17 protein-coding genes are annotated in these 20,297 nt (G+C 45.1%); 3 read left to right on the top strand and 14 right to left on the bottom strand.

What is annotated here, in order from left to right:
* Nucleotides 1-14: 14 nt before the first annotated feature.
* From OCV77_RS13455 to OCV77_RS13445, 3 genes are read right to left on the bottom strand one after another with little or no spacing between them, the layout of a single operon-like run.
* Entirely contained in the window at nucleotides 15-959 is a 945-nt protein-coding gene (locus OCV77_RS13455; RefSeq protein WP_262575529.1) for an alpha/beta fold hydrolase, read from the bottom strand.
* A 45-nt stretch (nucleotides 960-1,004) separates the two neighbouring features.
* Complete coding sequence (gene metG, locus OCV77_RS13450) at nucleotides 1,005-2,975, bottom strand: methionine--tRNA ligase (protein WP_416910613.1); 1,971 nt, start codon at nucleotides 2,973-2,975, stop codon at nucleotides 1,005-1,007.
* 30 nt (nucleotides 2,976-3,005) lie between these two features.
* A complete protein-coding gene (locus OCV77_RS13445; protein WP_262575528.1) occupies nucleotides 3,006-3,848 on the bottom strand; it encodes a GNAT family N-acetyltransferase in 843 nt (280 codons plus the stop codon).
* Nucleotides 3,849-3,968: 120 nt separating this feature from the next.
* Between OCV77_RS13445 and OCV77_RS13440 the strand changes: the two genes are divergently transcribed.
* Nucleotides 3,969-4,490 carry a peptidylprolyl isomerase gene (locus OCV77_RS13440; RefSeq protein ID WP_118798963.1) on the top strand — a complete coding sequence of 174 codons (522 nt, stop codon included), beginning with the start codon at nucleotides 3,969-3,971 and terminating at the stop codon, nucleotides 4,488-4,490.
* A 193-nt stretch (nucleotides 4,491-4,683) separates the two neighbouring features.
* Here the strand turns inward: OCV77_RS13440 and OCV77_RS13435 are convergent, their stop codons facing one another.
* The 10 genes from OCV77_RS13435 to OCV77_RS13390 all read right to left on the bottom strand — a co-directional run bounded on the left by OCV77_RS13435 (nucleotide 4,684) and on the right by OCV77_RS13390 (nucleotide 16,348).
* Nucleotides 4,684-5,583, bottom strand: coding sequence for a diacylglycerol/lipid kinase family protein (locus tag OCV77_RS13435; RefSeq protein ID WP_262575526.1), 900 nt, complete (start codon nucleotides 5,581-5,583; stop codon nucleotides 4,684-4,686).
* A gap of 110 nt (nucleotides 5,584-5,693) precedes the next feature.
* On the bottom strand, nucleotides 5,694-5,954 hold the full coding sequence (locus OCV77_RS13430) for an HPr family phosphocarrier protein (protein ID WP_262575524.1): 261 nt from the start codon (nucleotides 5,952-5,954) through the stop codon (nucleotides 5,694-5,696).
* Between the two features lie 15 nt (nucleotides 5,955-5,969).
* Entirely contained in the window at nucleotides 5,970-6,836 is an 867-nt protein-coding gene (gene whiA, locus OCV77_RS13425; protein WP_262575523.1) for a DNA-binding protein WhiA, read from the bottom strand.
* Between the two features lie 17 nt (nucleotides 6,837-6,853).
* Nucleotides 6,854-7,720, bottom strand: a complete 867-nt coding sequence (rapZ, locus tag OCV77_RS13420; RefSeq protein WP_118799021.1) for an RNase adapter RapZ — start codon at nucleotides 7,718-7,720, stop codon at nucleotides 6,854-6,856.
* Nucleotides 7,721-7,803: 83 nt separating this feature from the next.
* Complete coding sequence (gene murB, locus OCV77_RS13415; RefSeq protein WP_416910610.1) at nucleotides 7,804-8,733, bottom strand: UDP-N-acetylmuramate dehydrogenase; 930 nt, start codon at nucleotides 8,731-8,733, stop codon at nucleotides 7,804-7,806.
* A gap of 17 nt (nucleotides 8,734-8,750) precedes the next feature.
* Nucleotides 8,751-9,692, bottom strand: coding sequence for an ROK family glucokinase (locus tag OCV77_RS13410; RefSeq protein ID WP_317246638.1), 942 nt, complete (start codon nucleotides 9,690-9,692; stop codon nucleotides 8,751-8,753).
* Between the two features lie 40 nt (nucleotides 9,693-9,732).
* Complete coding sequence (gene hprK, locus OCV77_RS13405; RefSeq protein WP_262575520.1) at nucleotides 9,733-10,680, bottom strand: HPr(Ser) kinase/phosphatase; 948 nt, start codon at nucleotides 10,678-10,680, stop codon at nucleotides 9,733-9,735.
* A gap of 130 nt (nucleotides 10,681-10,810) precedes the next feature.
* Complete coding sequence (gene uvrC / locus OCV77_RS13400) at nucleotides 10,811-12,676, bottom strand: excinuclease ABC subunit UvrC (RefSeq protein ID WP_262575519.1); 1,866 nt, start codon at nucleotides 12,674-12,676, stop codon at nucleotides 10,811-10,813.
* A 51-nt stretch (nucleotides 12,677-12,727) separates the two neighbouring features.
* Nucleotides 12,728-14,872: an ATP-dependent zinc metalloprotease FtsH gene (ftsH, locus tag OCV77_RS13395; protein ID WP_262575518.1), complete on the bottom strand. Its 2,145-nt coding sequence runs from the start codon at nucleotides 14,870-14,872 to the stop codon at nucleotides 12,728-12,730.
* A 3-nt stretch (nucleotides 14,873-14,875) separates the two neighbouring features.
* Entirely contained in the window at nucleotides 14,876-16,348 is a 1,473-nt protein-coding gene (locus OCV77_RS13390) for a DUF1846 domain-containing protein (RefSeq protein ID WP_262575516.1), read from the bottom strand.
* Between the two features lie 502 nt (nucleotides 16,349-16,850).
* Here OCV77_RS13390 and OCV77_RS13385 point away from each other — a divergent pair.
* Together OCV77_RS13385 and OCV77_RS13380 are read left to right on the top strand one after the other, a co-directional pair.
* Nucleotides 16,851-18,464 (top strand): CTP synthase, encoded by a 1,614-nt coding sequence (locus tag OCV77_RS13385; protein WP_262575515.1) that lies wholly within the window; start codon nucleotides 16,851-16,853, stop codon nucleotides 18,462-18,464.
* A gap of 58 nt (nucleotides 18,465-18,522) precedes the next feature.
* Complete coding sequence (locus tag OCV77_RS13380) at nucleotides 18,523-18,903, top strand: hypothetical protein (protein ID WP_262575514.1); 381 nt, start codon at nucleotides 18,523-18,525, stop codon at nucleotides 18,901-18,903.
* A 126-nt stretch (nucleotides 18,904-19,029) separates the two neighbouring features.
* On the opposite strand, the gene OCV77_RS13375 is transcribed toward OCV77_RS13380, so the two are convergent.
* Nucleotides 19,030-20,295 carry a DUF5067 domain-containing protein gene (locus OCV77_RS13375; RefSeq protein WP_262575512.1) on the bottom strand — a complete coding sequence of 422 codons (1,266 nt, stop codon included), beginning with the start codon at nucleotides 20,293-20,295 and terminating at the stop codon, nucleotides 19,030-19,032.
* Nucleotides 20,296-20,297 lie beyond the last annotated feature (2 nt).

Raw genomic sequence — 20,297 nt, 5'->3', positions numbered from 1 at the left:
AAAACATACACCTCTTATAACTGATACTCCTTGATCCGTTCCAATATCCATGAATAAATATCCTCATAAACTTTTTTCTTATCCAGTTCATTCAAAAGCTCATGACGATCCTCCGGATACAGCTTCATGCTTAAAGTAGTCAGTCCGGCCTTCTGGAAATCCCGGAAAGCTTTTTTGACTCCTTCTCCATAATTTCCTACTGGATCCTTCTCTCCGGCAATGAACAGCACCGGCAGGGTTTCCGGCATTTTTTTCAGATTTTCTTCTTTGTTCAGACGATCCAGCAGGGTAAACAATGTCCGGAACCCGTTTACGGTAAAAATGAATCCGCACAGCTCATCAGCTATATAGGCATCAACCACTGCTTCATCCCGGCACAGCCAGTCAAATGAAGTCCTCTGCTTTTCTACCTGTTTATTATAATTTCCAAAAGCCAGCTTATCTATCAGTTTTGCTGTATGCTTCTCTCCAAGAAACAGTCCTTCGAATGCAGCAAGTGCCCTGCTGAATTTCACCACCACGCCGGGCTGTGAGCCGGTACCGCAGATGATTGCTCCCTGAATTCCTGTGCCATAACGGAACAGGTAATTCCTTGTAATAAAGGAACCCATACTGTGTCCAAGCAGAATATAAGGGATTCCCGGATAGTCCTCCTGTGTCATCTTTTTCAGTCTGTGTACATCCCGCACAACTACCGTCGCCGGATCCTGTTCACAGAAATAACCATAGGTTTCCTTTTCGTCCACACTCTTTCCATGTCCAAGATGATCCTCTCCTGTAACCAGGATTCCCTTTTCTGCGAAAAAGTGTGCCATTTCCTCGTATCTTTCAATATATTCGGCCATTCCGTGGACAATCTGAAGAATCCCGATCACTTTTCCTTCCGGAATCCATCTGACCGCGTGGATCTTACTCTGTCCGTCCCTGGAGTCAAATACAAATTCTTCTTTTTTGACCATATATAACCCTCTTCCTGTTTTTTGCCGGAGAGTCCTCTTTTTCCTCTAGCAGATCTCTGCTCCTGCCGGCATCTTTTTCTCCGGTGTCATCAGTGCCAGATTACCATCTGCATCTTCTGCACAGAGCAGCATACCTTCAGAAACAACGCCTGCCAGGGTTGCCGGCTTCAGGTTCACAAGAACCATCACCTTCTTGCCTACCATTTCCTCTGCGGAATAATGCTGCTTGATTCCGGAAACGATCTGCTTTACCTGACTTCCGATCTTCACCTGTGAACAGAGGAGCTTCTTGGACTTTGGTACTTCCTTACATTCAATGATCTCGCCCACCTGGAACTGCAGCTTTGCAAAATCATCATAGGAAATCTCAGCCTTCGGCTCAATATCAATGCCTTCCTCTGCTTTCTCTTCCTTTTCCGTCTTCTCTGCTGCAGCTGTTCTTACAGCTTCCATCTCTTCGATCTTTGCTGAAACTGCCTTCTGATCCAGTCTTGCGAAAAGGATCTCCGGTGTTTCTGTTACTTTGCTGCCAGAGGGATATCTTCCAAACTCGGCCAGATCTTCAAAGCTTCTGATCTCTGTGTTAAACTGCACTGCGATCTTCTTTGCCGTTGTAGGCATATAGGGTTCAAGCAGGGAAGCACCGATCAGAATGCTTTCTGTCAGATTATAAAGAACGGTCGCGAGACGATCCTTCTTCGCTTCATCCTTTGCCAGTACCCACGGTTCTGTCTCATCGATATATTTGTTGCATCTCTTAAATAAGGTAAAAATCTCTGTCAGGGCATCAGCCACTCTCAGATCCTTCATCTTATCTGCTACTCTGCCATAGGCTGTCACAGCCAGATTCTTCAGTTCCTCATCCACAGGCTCTGTCACGCCGGTATTGGTAACAACACCGTCAAAATACTTGTTGCTCATGGATACGGTACGGTTCACCAGATTACCAAGGGTATTGGCAAGATCTGTATTAAAACGCTCCGCTACCAGCTCCCAGGTGATATTTCCGTCATTTTCGAAAGGCATCTCATGCAGGACGAAATATCTGACAGCATCCACTCCAAAGAAATCTACCAGTTCATCTGCATAGATCACATTTCCTTTTGACTTGCTCATCTTGTCATTGTTCATCAGAAGCCATGGATGACCAAATACCTGCTTTGGCAGGGGCTCACCCAGCGCCATCAGGAAGATCGGCCAGTAAATCGTATGGAAACGTATAATATCCTTTCCGATCAGGTGCAGATCCGCCGGCCAATATTTCTTATACTGCTCACTGCTTTCTCCGTCACAGTCATAGCCAATACCGGTGATATAGTTGGTCAGGGCATCCAGCCATACATAAACGACATGCTTATCATCAAAGTCTACCGGGATCCCCCACTTGAAGGAGGTTCTGGAAACACACAGATCCTGCAGACCAGGAAGCAGGAAGTTGTTCATCATTTCATTCTTTCTGGATACCGGCTGTATAAATTCCGGATGGCTGTTAATATGCTCGATCAATCTGTCAGCATATTTGCTCATCCTGAAAAAATATGCCTCTTCCTTTGCCGGCTTTACCTCTCTTCCGCAGTCAGGACATTTGCCGTCCACAAGCTGGGATTCTGTCCAGAAGGATTCACAGGGTGTACAGTACAGGCCCTCATAGGAGCTCTTGTAAATATCTCCCTGATTGTACAGCTTCTTAAAGATCTTCTGTACCTGTTTTTCATGATAATCATCTGTTGTACGGATAAAGTGATCATAGGAGGTGTCCATCAGATCCCAGATCTTCCGAATCGTGCCAGCCACATTGTCTACATATTCCTTCGGTGTAATACCGGCCTCCTGTGCCTTCAGCTCGATCTTCTGTCCATGCTCATCCGTTCCTGTCTGAAAAAAAACATCATAGCCATCTTTTCTCTTGAAACGGGCAATGCTGTCTGCCAGAACAATCTCATAGCTGTTTCCGATGTGCGGTTTTCCTGATGTATAGGCAATCGCCGTTGTAATATAATATTTCCCTTTACTCATTTTTATGCAAAAACTCCTTTCAAAATGTTGTCAATCTATCATAAGAAGGTATTCAGTTCCCTTCTCATTCACTTTTTTATCGAAATGGAACCCAAGCTTTATAAGCAGATTTCTGGACGGAAGATTCTCTTCCTCTACCAGTGCCTGTACATGCTCAAAAGAAAGCTCCTTCTTTCCATAGGCAAGCACCGCTCTGCACGCTTCTTCTGCATAGCCCTGTCCCTGATAGTCACAGCCGATCACAAATCCCAGTTCCGGAAGTTCATAGCCTTCTCTCACACTGAGTCCTGCTCTGCCGATCACTTCTCCGGAAAGAAGCTGTACTGTCCACATCCCATATCCGTAAAATCCATAGATCTGACGGATATATTCCTTCATGTAAGCTATCTCTTCTTCGGGATCCCCAAACAAATCCTCCATGTATTTCGTAATGGATGGATCCCTGTAGATCCGGTAAAACTCTGGAACATCCCCTACCGTGCTCTCCCGGATCAGAAGTCGCTTCGTCCTCGTGATCATCAGCGGCAACCCAGCAAGCCGCCTGTAGATCTCATCATACACAGAAAAAGTGATCTCACCGATCTCTTCTATAACATAAGCTGCTCCTTCAAAAAAGGTGCCCTGATTTTCTTTATGATGGAGACCTGCTGTATAAAATCCTGCTGCCTGCAATGCCTTCAGATATGCAGGATCATCTGTCAGGATCAGGCTTTCTTCCATCCGGAGCCTTAAAATGCCTTCTTCCGTCTGTGCTGCAGAAACGATCAGAAATTCTGTCTTTTCTCCGGTAAAGACCTGTTCCAGTTCTGCCCTACTTCTGTCAAGAACCTGCCTTTCCTTCTCTGTTACTGCAAACACAACATATTTAAGCATTGAAAAGTCCTTTTGGATTCTGTAGAATAAATACGTGGGTTTCCTTCTATGAAATCCCATACCATTTTACTATTATAGTATAGTTTACAAAAATTGAAAAGAAGGGAATGAAATATTATTATGGCACAAAATCCTGTTGTAACCTTTACCATGGAAAACGGAGATGTCATGAAAGCAGAGCTTTATCCCGATATCGCCCCCGTTTCCGTAAACAACTTCATCAGCCTGATCCAGAAAAACTTTTATGATGGCCTGATCTTCCACCGTGTGATCAGAGGCTTCATGATCCAGGGTGGTGATCCCCAGGGCACCGGTATGGGCGGCCCTGGCTACAGCATCAAAGGTGAATTTGCTGCAAACGGCTTCCAGAATGATTTAAAGCATACAGAAGGCGTTCTTTCCATGGCAAGAAGCATGATGCCTGATTCCGCCGGATCCCAGTTCTTTATCATGCACAAGAATGCACCCCATCTGGATGGCTCCTATGCAGCTTTTGGCAAGATTATTGAGGGTATGGACGTTGTGAACAAGATCGCCGAAACCCCTACCGACTATTCCGACAGACCACTGGAGGATCAGAAGATCGCTGCTGTCACAGTAGAAACCTTTGGCGTAGATTATCCGGAACCGGAAAAAATGTGAGGTGTTCATATTTTATTAACATTTCATTTAAAAAAACTTCAACACCTCAACATTCTTTAGACATTTCTGCCCTTTATACTAAGAGCATAAGATGAAACAAAGAAAACAACATCTACTTGATTTTATAATAACTTTTTCATAATAAATGCCAGGTAAGACAGCTTACCTGGCATCCTCCCTTTTATAGGGCTATTTATTCTTCCTCCGGCACCCTGATCTCCAGTGCCTGTTTATAATTTTGGATTTCAACTCTGCTGTGCCGTCCTCCGAATTCTCCATCCAGTGTCCATGCGATCTCTTCTGTCGATTCAATCTGCAGCTCCGATGCTGTAAAGCATTCCATCAGATCGGTATCAATATTCCGGTTCACCATCGCTGCCATGATCGTATTCAGCTCCACCGGGTTCCCGGGTCTTTTGATCAGAGTTACTTCAAATACACCGTCATCCAGCTTTACATTGTCACCGGTGATCTTCTTGAAACCGCCTACAGAAAGGGAATTTGTGATCATTCCAAAGATAAAATCTCCCTCTATCGCTCTGTCCCCACAGGTCACCTTCATGGTATAGGATCTCACTTTCGACAGCTTTCTCATGCCTTCCAGCACATAAGCCATATGTCCCAGCACATTCTTCATGTCCTGCCTTGTCTCATAGGAAACATCTGTAAAAAGGCCGAATGCCGCAATATAGACAAAAATATTCTCATTAAATCCACCAACATCGCAGCGGAAGCTTCTGCCATCCACAATCACTCTTGCTGCCTTTTCCATGCTCCTCGGGATTCCCAGACTTCCGGCAAAGTCATTAGTTGTTCCTGCCGGAACGTAGCCGATCGGCAGTCTTTTTTCACACCTCATCATACCGGTCACCACTTCATCAAGTGTGCCATCACCACCGCTGCAGGCAATCATATCATAGTAACCGATCTGTCTTTCTGTAACTGCCCTGATCCCATCCCCCTGTGCCTGTGTCGGATAGGCAGTCACTTCATATCCGGCCTTCACAAAAATATCGATCATATCAAGAAGATTACTTCTGATCTGGGATTTTCCCGCTCTCGGATTATAAATAAAAAGCATTTTCTTCTTCATAAAATCCTCCAGCTGCCTCTGGCAGCTTTTCTTTTCCTATCCTTTTATATTTTCCATGTTACAAAAGACGCCACACTCTGACAAGTGTGGCGTCCGTATTTCAGTTTCATCTATTCCGTTTTGCCGTTCAGATAACTACCAATAGCATCCACAGCAGCCTGCTCATCAGTTCCCTCTGCAATTACAGTTACGCTTTCTCCCTGATTCAGAGGCATGCTCATCATTCCCATGATGCTTTTGGCATTCACCTTTTTTCCTTCTGTCGCAAGATAAATATCACTGTCATGTCTGCTTGCAATCTGTACCAGCATGGCAATAGGACGTGCATCAAAATCTTCTGCCATCTTGATTTCAATGGACTTTTCAATCATAATATTTCTCCTCCTTTAAGCTTTAACCTGAATTTGACTGGCTATTTCACTCAGCTTCCTTAATCTATGATTCACACCGGATTTTCCAACCGGCGGATTTAAGTAACCACCCAACTCCTGAAGAGAACTTTCCGGATGTGTCAGTCTTACAAGGGCAATCTCCCTTAAATGCTCTGGCAGACCCGAAAGCCCAATATGTGTCTGAATCAGCTGAATATCCTCCAGCTGCCTGCTGGCCGCATTCACCGTCTTCGTGATATTGGCAGTTTCGCAGTTCACCTGTCTGTTTATAGAATTGCGCATTTCCTTCTCAATCCTCAGATTCTCCAGATTCATCAAAGATACATGCGCTCCCATTACATTAAGAAGATCTACGATCCCGGCGCCTTCCTTCAAATACACAACATCATATTTCTTGCGTCTGACTACCTTCGCCTCTATGTCAAAGCTATGTATAGCTTCCTGTATCTGCAGAGCCTGACGATCAGTCTCACAGACAAACTCCAGATGATACCCCTTCTCCGGATTACTCATAGAACCTATACATAAAAAAGCACCCCGGAGATATGCTCTCTTGCAGCAGCTGCTTTTGATCAGGACACGATCTGCCCCCTTTCCTGCTCCCGCATTATCTCCCGTGAATTTTAAAGCCTGTAGTGCTTTTGCAACATCAGTACATATATTAAATGTTTTTTTCCATAATGTAAAGTACTTTCTGGCAACTGCATCGTTTTCCGAATGGATCGTAATCCGTATTTCTCCATTTGTTTCTTCTATATGACAGCCAAACTCTACAATTGCAGAAAGCTCCGCCAGTCTGCAGTGTCTTGCCTGCGGCATGATTTTTTCCAGTTCTTCCTTTACTTCTGCTGAAAACGACATAAATTTCCTGCCTTTGGTCAAATCCCCTGTGCCCGCACATCACGGTGTGCGATCTTCAGTCCGTAATTTCCCTTATTCTTCAACCGCTCATACAGCTTATTCGCAAGGGTGACACTTCTGTGCTTTCCCCCTGTACAGCCAATTCCGATCACAAGCTGATATTTTCCCTCCTTCACATAGTTAGGGATCAGGAATTCCAGCATATCAGTCAGCTTGTCAATAAATATCCCTGCCTCTGGAAAATCCATGACATAATCCTGTACTTCTTTATCATTTCCCGTTTTATACTTTAATTCTTCTATATAATAGGGATTTGGCAGAAATCTTACATCAAATACCAGATCCGCATCTGCCGGTATCCCATGCTTAAAGCCAAATGACAGTATTGTTACCATCAGACTGTTATATTCTTCATTCTTCACAAAGATCCTGTCGATTTCCTCTTTCAGCTCCCGTGTCAGAAGATTTGAGGTATCGATCACATAATCGGCTTTCCCTTTGATATCCTGCAGGATCTTTCTCTCCTTGTGGATACCGTCTTCAACCCTGCCTCCAGGAGAAAGCGGGTGCATTCTCCTTGTTTCCTTATACCTCTTCAGCAGGACACTGTCTCCGGCTTCCATAAACAGGATCTCGAAATTATAGCCATTCTTTTTCAGCTTCTCCAATGCCTTCTGTGCATCTTCAAAAGGCTGATCCACACGTACATCAAGCCCGAGAGCTACCTTTTCCACTTCACTTCCCGGCATGGCGATCAGTTCTACAAACTGCTCGATCAGTGGAACCGGCAGATTGTCCACACAATAAAATCCAACATCCTCAAGCATATGGAGTGCTGTACTTTTTCCGCCGCCGCTCATTCCTGTCACTACAACAAAGCGCATTCCATTTCCTCCTGCTGTACTTATACAGCCCTGCTTTTATAAATTAACCTTTGCAGTCATTATCCTTCTTTCAGACACAGCAGCTAAAATTTTCCAAGATAAATGACTTCTCTTTCCAGGGAAACTCCGAAACGTTCTCTGACCTTTTCCTGTACTTCCTCAATCACATCTGTTACATCCCTTGCCGTTGCCTTGCCAACATTTACCACGAATCCGCAGTGTTTATCGGATACTCTTGCATCACCGATCTGAAATCCCCGAAGTCCTGCATCCATGATCAGCTTTCCGGCAAAATATCCTTCCGGTCTTTTAAACGTACTGCCTGCAGAAGGATAATTTAAAGGCTGCTTCTCCATACGGCGCTTCTGAAAATCCTCTATTCTTGCACGGATTTCCTCTCTGTTTCCTTCCCGCAGCAGGAAAGTCACACTCAGCACTATAAAATTTCGGTTTCTGATAATGCTGGTTCTGTATCCAAATTCCATGGTGTCATTGTCGAGCGTAAGGATCTCTCCCTCTGAAGAAAGTACTCTGACACTCTCCACCACCTGTTTCATCTCACCACCATAGGCGCCAGCATTCATCACCACACCGCCGCCTACCGTTCCGGGAATCCCTGCAGCAAATTCCAGTCCTTCAAGTCCTCTTTCCATGGCAAAAAGCGCCACCTTTGAAAGTGCAGCACCTGCCTGCACCTGCAGCCTGTTTTCTTCTGCTTCTATCTGCTGGCAGGCATCTGATATCTGAAGGATCACTCCCGGATAGCCTTTATCCCCTACCAGCAGATTGCTGCCCTTTCCCAGGACAAAATATTCAGCGCCGACATTTTCAAAATAAGGGATCAGCTTCCGCAGCTGTTCCTCACTGCTGATCCGGATAAAGCATGCTGCTTCACCGCCGATCCGGAATGTTGTATGCCTGCTCATCGGTTCTTCTGTCAGAATATCCTCTTCAGGTACATTCGCTCTGATATATTCATAAACTGCTTCGCCAAATCCCCTCAATGTCCGCACCTGCTTCTTAATATTTATTATCTGTCTGCTACTGCATCCAGCACCAGCTTTGCTGCTCCGTAGATTCCTGCATCATTTCCCAGTGTTGCCAGTGCAAATTTCGCTTCACGGCATCCATGGAATACACTCTTTTCATAATGAGGTCTGATATAATCGATCAGAATCTCTCCTGCCTTGGACACACCTCCTCCAATAACAAAGGCTTCCGGATTTACAACTCCTGCCACTGCTGCAAGGGCGTCTCCCAGATATTTTCCAAACTGTTCTGCTACCTCCATAGCCAGAGGATCTCTTGCCTTTACAGCATCAAATACTGTCTTTGCTGAAACCTCTCCGCCTCTCAGAACACTATCCATGTCTGTAGAGGCAAGCTTCTTGTTTGCAAGTCTGGTAATACCGGTTGCAGAAGCAAACTGCTCAAGGCACCCCTTATTTCCACAGTTACATACATCTGTCTCTGTATCATCTACATGAATATGTCCGATCTCTCCTGCTGCTCCGGTACTTCCGCTGATCATCCTTCCATCTACAATGATGCCGCCGCCTACACCGGTTCCCAGTGTAACAACAACCAGATCCTTATAGCCTTTTCCACCGCCCATCCACATTTCTCCAAGGGCTGCCACATTGGCATCATTGCCTGCTCTGACAGGAAGATTGATCAGTGCTTCCAGTGTTTCCTTTACATTAAAGGTTTTCCAGCCAAGGTTTACGGCACGATGTACCACACCAGCTGCGTCAATGGGACCAGGTGCGCCAACACCAACACCGGCGATCGCATCTTTATCCATCTGTTTCATTTTTTCCCTGATACTGTCTGCTACGTCAGGCAGGATCTTCTCACCGTCATTCTCGGTTCTTGTAGGGATCTCCCACTTGTCCAGTACATTTCCTTCTACATCAAACAGTCCGATCTTTACAGTAGTTCCTCCGATATCTACACCAAATACGTATTTCATTTTTATTCTCCCTCTTTATTCTATTCTTTACAGGTTGCTTCTATTCGTCCTCATCCTCATCACTTCTGCCTCTTGCCAGAGATTCCTGTACTCTGCGGTAAAGCTCCTGTGCCGCATTGTATCCCATCTTCTTCTGACGATGATTGATCGCTGCGGACTCACAGATCACGGCGAGGTTACGTCCGGGACGAATTGGAATGTTGTGGCATACTACCTTGTTTCCAAGATATTCTGTATATTCCTCTTCCAGTCCGAGCCTGTCATATTCCTTGTCCTTGTCCCAGTCCTCCAGACGAATGACCAGATCAATATTCTGAGTATCCTTAACACTGGAAACACCGAACAGTGTCTTCACATCAATGATTCCGATACCACGCAATTCGATAAAATGTTTGGTGATATCCGGTGCGGATCCAACAAGCGTCTCATCACTGACCTTGCGGATCTCAACAGCATCATCTGTAACCAGACGATGTCCTCTCTTGATCAGCTCCAGGGCTGCTTCTGACTTACCAATACCGCTTTCGCCTGTGATCAGGACACCCTCACCGAAAACGTCCACAAGAACCCCATGTACTGAAATACAGGGAGCCAGCTTTACATTCAGCCATCTGATGATCTCTGCCATAAATGCAGATGTTGCTTTCTTGGTCATCAGAAGCGGTACCTTGTGTGCCTCTGCGATCTCTGTAAACAGCTCATCCGGCTTCAGTTCCCTGCAGAACACGATCGCCGGGATCTCACAGGAAAGAAGTCTCTCATAGATCTCCTTTTTCCTTGCCACCGGAAGTCCTTCTATATAGGAATATTCCACAAAACCGATGATCTGAAGTCTTGTTGCTTCAAAATGTTCGAAATAACCGGCTAACTGCAGCGCCGGCCTGTTAATATCAGGCTGGGTAATCTTGATCTTCGAAATATCAATATCAGGTGTCAGATTTTCCAGCTTCATCTTTTCAATGATGCTTTCCAGTTTTACGCTTGCCATACGTTCCCTCCATGCCTTTCCCCTCTCGCCTTTACAGACGGAAGACCGTTATCTTAAATAGTTTACCACATCAACTGGGGAATCTCAACAATCTGCTCTCTTCTCTTTCCATGTTTCTCCCGTAAAATTTTCATTTTTTCTGATGGAAAAAATCATAGACTCCCTGGGCGGCAGGCCGGTTCATTCCTTCCACCTGTAAAAGTGTTTCAACATCCGCTTCCCGGATCTCCTCGATAGACTTGAAGCCGCGCATCAGTGCCTTTCTTCTCGCCGGTCCAACTCCCGGGATCTCATCCAATACCGACTTCACCTGTGCCTTGCCGCGAAGAGATCTGTGGTATTCGATGGCAAACCTGTGGGCTTCATCCTGGATTCTTGTGATCAGCCTGAACCCTTCGCTGTTCCTGTCAATCGGAATCTCTTCATTATTAAAATAAAGTCCTCTCGTCCTGTGATTATCATCCTTTACCATGCCGCAGACCGGAATAGACAGCTTCAGCTCCTGAAGGACAGCCAGCGCGATATTTACCTGCCCACGTCCACCATCCATCATGATCACGTCCGGAAATTTTGTAAAGCCGCCCACTTCCTTTTTTTCTGCGGTTCCCTCCATTTCTTCTCTTTCTTCTATGCCATGGGTAAAGCGTCTTGTCAGCACCTCACGCATGCAGGCGTAGTCGTCCGGTCCTGACACACTCTTTATCTTGAATTTACGATAGTCACTGCGTTTTGGCTTTCCTTTTTCATATACCACCATGGAGCCTACATTGGCAAAACCACTGATATTGGAAATATCATAGGCTTCCATCCTGTCTGCCTTCTCCAGATGAAGCAGTGCTGCAATCTCCTTCGCCGCTCCGATCGTCCTTCCCTCTTCCCGCCGGATCCGTTCCTTATCCTGGTCCAGCACCAGGCTTGCATTCCTGGCGGCCAGTTCTACCAGCTTTTCTCTGGTTCCGATCTTCGGTACCCGGATATAAACTCTCGCTCCCCTTCTCCCGGTCAGCCACTGTTCCAGTACCTCCTGATCTTCGATTTTCTCCTGCAGCATCAGCTCTTTGGGAATAAAAGGCGTTCCTGCATAGAACTGCTTCACAAAATCCAAAAGAATCTGTTCTCTTGGAGTCTGTGACACATGTGTCATATAAAAATGCTCCCGTCCCATGAGTTTTCCATCCCTGACAAAGAAAACCTGCACTACCGCATCGTTCGCATCATTTGCAAGGGCTATGATATCCTTATCCTCTCCATCACTGTCTGTAATCTTCTGTTTCTGCGCTACCTGCTTCACACTGTTATACAGATCCCGGTAACGGATCGCCTCTTCAAATTCAAGCTGATCAGATGCCGTCTGCATCTTCTGCTTTAATTCTCCGAGAATCTCCTGATAATGTCCATTCAGAAAATCCAGGGCTTTCTTTACATTTTCTCCATAGGCTTCCTTTGTAATGTTTCCCTGACAGGGTGCCATACACTGCTTGATATGATAATTCAGGCAGGCTCTTCCTTGTCCACAGTCTCTTGGCAGACTCCGGTTACAGGTTCTGAGCTGATACAGTCTGTTAAGCAGCTCTATGGTATCCTTTACCGCTGCGGCACTGGTATATGGTCCAAAATATTTAGCATGATCCTTTTTCATCTCACGTGAAAACAGGACTCTTGGAAATTCTTCTCCCATCGTCACCTTGATATAAGGATAAGTCTTATCATCCTTCAGCATGGTATTATATTTGGGCCTGTGTTCCTTGATCAGGTTATTTTCCAGCACCAGCGCTTCCAGCTCAGAATCCGTCACAATATATTCAAATCGGTTGATAAGCGTTACCATTTTGTCGATCTGTGGTCCTCTTCCAATATTTTTGCGAAAATAAGAGCGGACACGATTATGGAGATTGACCGCCTTCCCCACATAAATAATAGTATCCGCTTCATCATGCATGATATAAACTCCCGGACACCTGGGAAGCTTCTTTAATTCTTCCTGAATATCAAACATAACTTCTCCTATTGCAAAAGTGACTGCATGAACTGCAGTCACTTCTTTTCTTTATTTTCTGGCACCTGAGAAGATTCCTTTCGATCCGTTTTCACCTTCATCTCCAGCAGGCTCCTGTCTAAGGAAATCCTCCGGGGTACGTTCCTCTGCCTTCAGCTCAGCCTCTGTTTCCTCTTCCAGCTTTGCTGCTCTGCCAGATTCTTCTGTATTATCCGCTTCCTCTTTCTTCTCCTCCGGTTCCGGGATTCCCTTTTCAGCACGGTAGATCTTCATAAATTCCTTGCCGCTGATCGTTTCTTTCTCGATCAGGTGGGCTGCCAGCTTATCCATCAGCTCCCTGTTACCGGAAAGCATCTGTTTGGCTTCCTCATAGCATTCCTTCAGGATTTCCATTACTTCTGTATCTACATCAGCTGCTGTTCTGTCACTGCAGGTCAGTCTTGCACCGCCTCCAAGATATTCATTTTCTACCGTGGCAAGACCCATCAGACCAAACCGTTTACTCATACCAAACCGGGTCACCATATTGGATGCAATATTGGTTGCCTGCTCAATATCATTGGCTGCGCCCGTAGTCACATCGCCAAAGATCAGTTCCTCAGCAGCACGTCCACCAAGCAGGCTGACAAGTCTGTCATGAAGCTCTGCCTTTGTCTGCAGATATTTTTCTTCTTCAGGCACATGCATGACATAGCCAAGAGCTCCCATGGTTCTGGGAACGATCGTGATTTTCTGCACCGGCTCGGAATTTTTCTGCAGAGCACTGATCAGTGCATGACCAACCTCATGGTAAGAAACGATCCTTCTTTCCTCCTGACTCATGATCCGATCCTTCTTTTCCTTGCCTACAAGCACCTGTTCCACAGCCTCAAACAGATCCTTCTGGTTCACATATTCTCTGCCATGCTGCACCGCATTGATCGCTGCCTCATTGATCATATTGGCAAGATCCGCACCAACAGCACCGCTTGTTGCAAGTGCGATCGCATCCAGATCCACGCTGTCATCCAGGTGAACATCCTTGGCATGCACCTTCAGGATCGCTACCCTTCCCTTCAGATCCGGCTTATCTACAATAATACGCCTGTCAAAACGTCCGGGACGCAGTAGTGCCTTATCCAGGATCTCTGGTCTGTTGGTAGCACCAAGCACCAGGATTCCCTTGGAGGTGTCAAAGCCATCCATTTCAGAAAGGAGCTGGTTCAGTGTCTGTTCCCTTTCTTCGTTGCCACCGCCATATTTGCTGTCACGGCTTCTTCCGATGGCATCTATCTCATCGATGAAAATAATGCAGGGGGCATTCTTGGTTGCTTCCTTAAACAGATCTCTTACTCTGGAAGCACCTACGCCTACATATAACTCAATAAAATCTGAACCGGACAGAGAGAAGAACGGTACCTTTGCCTCCCCGGCCACTGCCTTGGCAAGCAGTGTCTTACCGGTTCCGGGAGGTCCTACAAGCAGTGCTCCCTTGGGCAGCTTCGCTCCAATCTTCGCATATTTTCCGGGGTTGTGAAGGAAATCCACAACTTCCTGCAGAGATTCTTTCGCTTCATCCTCTCCGGCAACATCCTTAAAGGTAATTCCTGTTTCCTTCTGTACATATACCTTCGCTGTACTCTTTCCAACTCCCATGGGACCGCCGCCCTTGGACATCTTACGGAACAGGAAGCTGAGCAGTACCCACATCAGAAGGATCGGTACGACATAAGTTAAAAGGAAACTGATGATCACACTTGAGCTGTCTGCCACTTCTCCCTTGACAGGTACATCATATTTCAGCAATCGCTGGGTCAGCGTGTCATCATCTTCGATCTTGCCGGTATAATAAGTAACAGCCGATGGACTGCCATACAGATACAGCAGCTTGTTTGCTTTTTCTTCTTCCTTTGGTTTAATATTAACTCTGTCCGTGCTGATGGTAACGGACTCTACCTTATTATCCTCCAGCATCTGGATAAACTCATTGTAGCTGATCTCCTTCTGTGTTTCTCCGGACATCATCTTCATAAAACTGCTCATCAGAAGCAGTGTCACTAATGCTGCGATCAGAAACAGGACAATGCTCTGGCGTTTGGGATCTTTTCCATTGCCACCGGAGCCGTTTCTGCCTTCATTTCCTTTATTTCCCGGATCTCCCTGACCGGAATTATTTCCGTTTCCCGGTTCATATTGGTTTAAGTTCTGCTCACTCATAAATTACTTACTCTTTCCTTTTAATATCGGCTCGCTGGTCAGATCTACTCCCAGCTTTTTAAATGTCCTCATATCCACATCAGAAAGCATAACAGAAGTATGCACCTGGCATCCTGTCAGCGCAGGAATCTGTTCCAGTGCTTTTCTTGCATTCGGATCCGTAGTCGCTGAAATTGCCAGTGCGATCAGTACCTCATCTGTGTGAAGCCTGGGATTCGTACCGCCCAGATACCGGGTCTTCAGTTCCTGGATCGGCTCGATCGCTGCCGGTGAGATCAGATGGGTATCATGATCTACGCCGCCAAGATACTTCAGTGCATTCAGCAGCAATGCTGCGCTTGCTCCAAGCAGAGACGTCGTCTTGGATGTGATGATCTTTCCATCCGCAAATTCAATCGCTGCTGCAGGTACGCCAAGCTTTTCTGCTCTTTCATTGGCTGCCACCGTCACCTTCCGGTCCTCAGTGGTAATCCTTGCCTGTTTCATGAGAAGCTCGATCTTGTATACCTCATTCTCGCTTCCCTTGCCTCTTGCCACATCTCCTGCAGCCTTATAATAGCGCCGGATGATCTCCATATAAGAAGCTTCCTTACAGGCTTCATCGTCTATAATGCAGTTACCCGCCATGTTGACACCCATGTCAGTGGGGGACTTATAAGGATTTTCTCCGTAAATGCCTTCAAAGATTGCATTCAGTACCGGAAATATCTCGATATCACGATTATAATTAACTGTTGTTTCTCCGTACGCCTCCAGGTGGAAGGGATCTATCATATTAACATCATTCAGATCTGCGGTTGCCGCCTCATATGCCAGATTGACAGGATGCTTCAATGGCAGGTTCCAGATCGGGAAGGTCTCATACTTCGCATATCCGGCCTTGATACCTCTCTTGTTGTCATGGTAAAGCTGTGATAGACAGGTTGCCATTTTTCCACTTCCCGGTCCTGGTGCCGTTACCACAACAAGCGGTCTTGTGGTTTCTATATATTCATTCCTTCCAAACCCGTCATCACTGACGATCAGCGGGATATTGGAAGGATATCCTTCTATTGTATAATGAAGATATACCTTTACATTCTTCTTTTCCAGTCTCTCCTTAAATTCTGCCGCACGGATCTGCCCTGCATAATGTGTCAAGACAACACTTCCCACATAAAGCCCCCTGCTTTCAAATTCCTGCATCAGTCTCTGTACATCTTCATCATAAGTAATGCCCAGATCTCCACGTATCTTATTCTTTTCGATATCAGCCGCATTGATAACAATAACGATCTCTGCCCTGTCCGAAAGCTTCATGAGCATTCTGAGCTTACTGTCCGGTTCAAACCCCGGAAGTACTCTGGATGCATGAAAATCGTCAAACAGCTTACCACCAAATTCCAAATACAGCTTGTCGCCAAATTTTTCGATCCTTTCCATAATATGTGCTGACTGCATCTTCAGGTATTTTTCGTTGTCAAATCCCACTCTCATAATTTCCATCCATCCATATTTATAATAAAAACAAATGCTGCTTCGCAGCAATTTTTTCCATTGTGAAAAAACTCGCAAACCCGTGCTTCGCACTTCTTGTCTGCTTTCGCAGACTCTCTGCTTCGCTTGTTTTTCCATTTTGAAAAAACTCGCAAACCCGCGCTCCGCACTTCCTGTCTGCTTTCGCAGACCGTTTGCTCGTTAACGGTGCTGGAAAAACAAATGCTGCTTCGCAGCGCTTGTTTTTCCATTGCACCTGTTACATTTTAGCACATGTTATATGATTATTCCATAAAAAAGGGATGAACAAATATCAATTTTTTATAAATAAACCGTATTGACAGTGAAAACTGCGGGTGCTATGATTTTCCTATCAAAGCAAAGGTGCTATTGGTTCAGGCCAGATAGCACCCTTTTTTATTTTCAAAAATGCAGAAAAACTGCTATTGACGGTTTTTCTGCAAAGGGAACTGTTGTATTTATACTAAACTAAGGAGTTATTATGGGAGTAAAATATGTATTCGTAACCGGCGGTGTTGTTTCCGGTCTTGGTAAGGGCATCACTGCTGCTTCTTTGGGAAGATTATTAAAAGCCAGAGGTTATAAGGTCACCATGCAGAAATTTGATCCTTATATCAATATTGATCCCGGCACGATGAACCCGATCCAGCATGGTGAAGTTTTTGTCACGGAGGATGGTACAGAAACCGATCTGGATCTTGGACATTATGAGCGATTCATCGATGAAAATCTGGATAGAAATTCCAACGTTACCACCGGCAAGGTTTACTGGTCTGTTCTGCAAAAGGAGCGTCGTGGTGATTACGGCGGTGGTACCGTTCAGGTGATTCCTCATATCACAAATGAGATCAAAAGTCGTTTCTATCGTAACTTTACAGATGAAGATACCCGAATTGCCATTATCGAAGTAGGTGGTACGGTGGGTGATATTGAAAGCCAGCCTTTTTTGGAATCCATCAGACAGTTCCAGCATGAGGTTGGAAAAGAGAATGCCATTTTGATCCATGTTACTCTGATCCCTTACCTGAAGGCCTCCCAGGAAATGAAGACAAAGCCTACGCAGGCAAGTGTTAAGGAGCTGCAGGGAATGGGTATTCAACCGGATATTATTGTATGCCGCAGCGAATATCCACTGGATCAGCATATTAAAGATAAAATTGCTCTTTTCTGTAATGTCCCCAATAACCGTGTCCTTCAGAATCTGGATGTGGAATATCTGTATGAAGCACCTCTTGCCATGGAAAATGAACACCTGGCACAGGTTGCCTTAGAATGTCTGAATCTGGACTGTCCAGAACCGGATCTTGCAGACTGGAAGGCGATGGTGGAGGCTCTGCGGACACCTCTCCACGAGGTGAATATTGCAATTGTTGGAAAATATGTTCAGCTTCATGATGCTTATATCAGTGTTGTCGAAGCATTGAAGCATGGCGGCATTTCCAACCGTACAACGGTAAACATCAAATGGATCGATTCAGAAACCGTTACAAAGGAAAATGTCACAGCGCTGCTCGGTAATGTGAATGGTATTCTTGTTCCCGGCGGCTTCGGTCCGAGAGGCATTGACGGTAAACTTTATGCGATTCAGTATGCAAGAGAGCACCATGTACCTTATCTTGGCCTGTGTCTTGGTATGCAGCTTGCTATTGTTGAATTTGCAAGAAATGTAGTTGGATATAATGATGCCCACAGTATTGAGCTTGATCCTTCTACCACACATCCCGTCATTGCACTGATGCCGGATCAGAATGGTGTGGAAGATATCGGTGGCACACTGAGGCTTGGATCTTATCCCTGTGTTCTTGATAAAGATTCTCTTGCCTATAATCTGTATGGTGAGGAAATGATCCATGAACGTCACAGGCACCGTTACGAGGTAAATAATGATTTCCGTGCAGCCCTGACCGAACATGGCATGAAGCTTTCCGGCATTTCACCGGACGGGCGTATCGTAGAAATGTGCGAACTGTCAGATCATCCCTTCTTCATCGCCACACAGGCTCACCCAGAGCTGAAATCAAGACCGAACAGACCACATCCGTTGTTCAGAGGCTTTATAAAAGCTGCTTTAGACAACCAAGAAGCCCATAACTAATTTTCTATACCTTCCTTTTAAAATGATCCGCCCCTAACGGGTGGGTCATTTTGCGTTCATGATCTGGAATTACATCTTTATCAGTCTTGACATTTTCCGTTTAAAAATGCACAATAAAAAGGTAACCACACTGTTGGATGCATGGATGACTTTTTTCTCTACGGATGACCCGGAAGAGATTATCAAGCTTATCACAGACTTCCCACAGTTTAAACCGATGTACGAGACACTATACCAGATGTGTCGGAATGTGGAGAATGTTATGGGTTTCTTTTCTGAGGAATTACGGGAAATGGACAGGAATACTGTCAGATATATGATCGATGAGCTGCAGAAGGAAGTGGATACGCAAAAGGCTCTGCTTGAAGAAAAGGATACGGTGATTGCCGAAAAGGATGCCATCATTGCAAATCTGCAGGCCAAACTGGCAGAAAAATAATGTCCTGCTGACTGTCATCACATCATTCAAGTGAAAAAGGAATCCTGCTGTCGCTATGTACCCTCTTTACCAAACAACTCAGTAAAGAAACTACCCGTCACAGCAGAATTCCTTTTATTCTAAATTTTACAGTGATTCAAATTCACTTTCATCAATGGCTTCATCTGTGAATTCATCTGCATCCATATAATTCAGGGTATTATCCAGAAGCTCATCTATCGTATATGTTTCTTCAAATACCGTCATCTTATTATAGCTGTATCTGTCAATTACCGTAATGGAAACATCATCCTCGCTGCTGTTCAGTTCCCATGCCAGAGCAACCATGATCGTTGTACCAGGTGATATATTATTGGAGTTATAAGAACTTGCTCCCGGCACATAAGTAGACTGCATTTCCATGCCGGACTGTCTTGCTGTAATATCCAATGCGGTACTGAAGGAAATATCTTCATCAGAATTATTGGTAAATTCTCCTACCATAACGACCACATAATCGTCATTATAATCAGAATAGCCAATCAGAATTTCATCCATGGAAAATTCATAAGCGCTTTCAGCAACAACTGCTTCTACCCCGGATAAATCAATTGTTTCCTCCAGGATCTTCTTCTGATCAAATGAATCAAAATCAATACAGCTGAGTTCTACATCGGAATCCAGATCATTCAGCCCATATACTCTTCTTATCGCAATAGAATTACCTGGCTGAATATCCGTATAATCGCTTCCGTACATTTCTTCATCATACATTGGATGTCTGTATGGCAGATACGCACTCGTAAGTCCTACTCCATTCTGAAACATCTGCATTTCCACTGCACTGCCAAAGCTGGTAGCTTTACTGCTGTTATTGGTAAAAGTAAGATCCAGTACCAAAAGCGGATTTCCATCTTCATCATCTGTAAGTTTTTTATCATCAAGGGTAACATCATATACAGCCTCTGATACCACCTTCTCTACTGTCGAAAGATCAATATCCTGTTCCAGCACGGTAATCTGCGACTTTCCATCCGTGCTGAGTGCCACAACCAGAACAGAAAGTGTTCCTTCAGTCACTCCATCCGGCAGCAGATAAGCCGCCTGTGCCTGTCCTGTTTCACCTTCTGCGATCATCTGACTGTTGTCAATAGCCTCCGGATTATCAGAAAGCAGAAAAGCTGTTTCCAGATTTGCTCCATCCAGAGAAGCTGTCATTTCATAAACCGGTGTGTAGGCTGATATATAATCACCTGTGTTATTGGTCACATCAAGATTAATTGCTATTATGCTTCCTGTATATGCATCATCGCACATAAATACCTTACTCATCGTTGCTTCATAAGGTGCTTTGCCGCTCTTTCCACAACCGGTAGCCATGCATAACATGACAAATACAGCCAAAAGTATCATTT

This window comes from Suilimivivens aceti, assembly GCF_025567405.1.
GTDB classification, from domain to species: Bacteria; Bacillota; Clostridia; order Lachnospirales; family Lachnospiraceae; genus Suilimivivens; species Suilimivivens aceti.
Note: the sequence above shows the minus strand (reverse complement) of the source record. Positions and strands in the feature narration are given on the sequence as shown.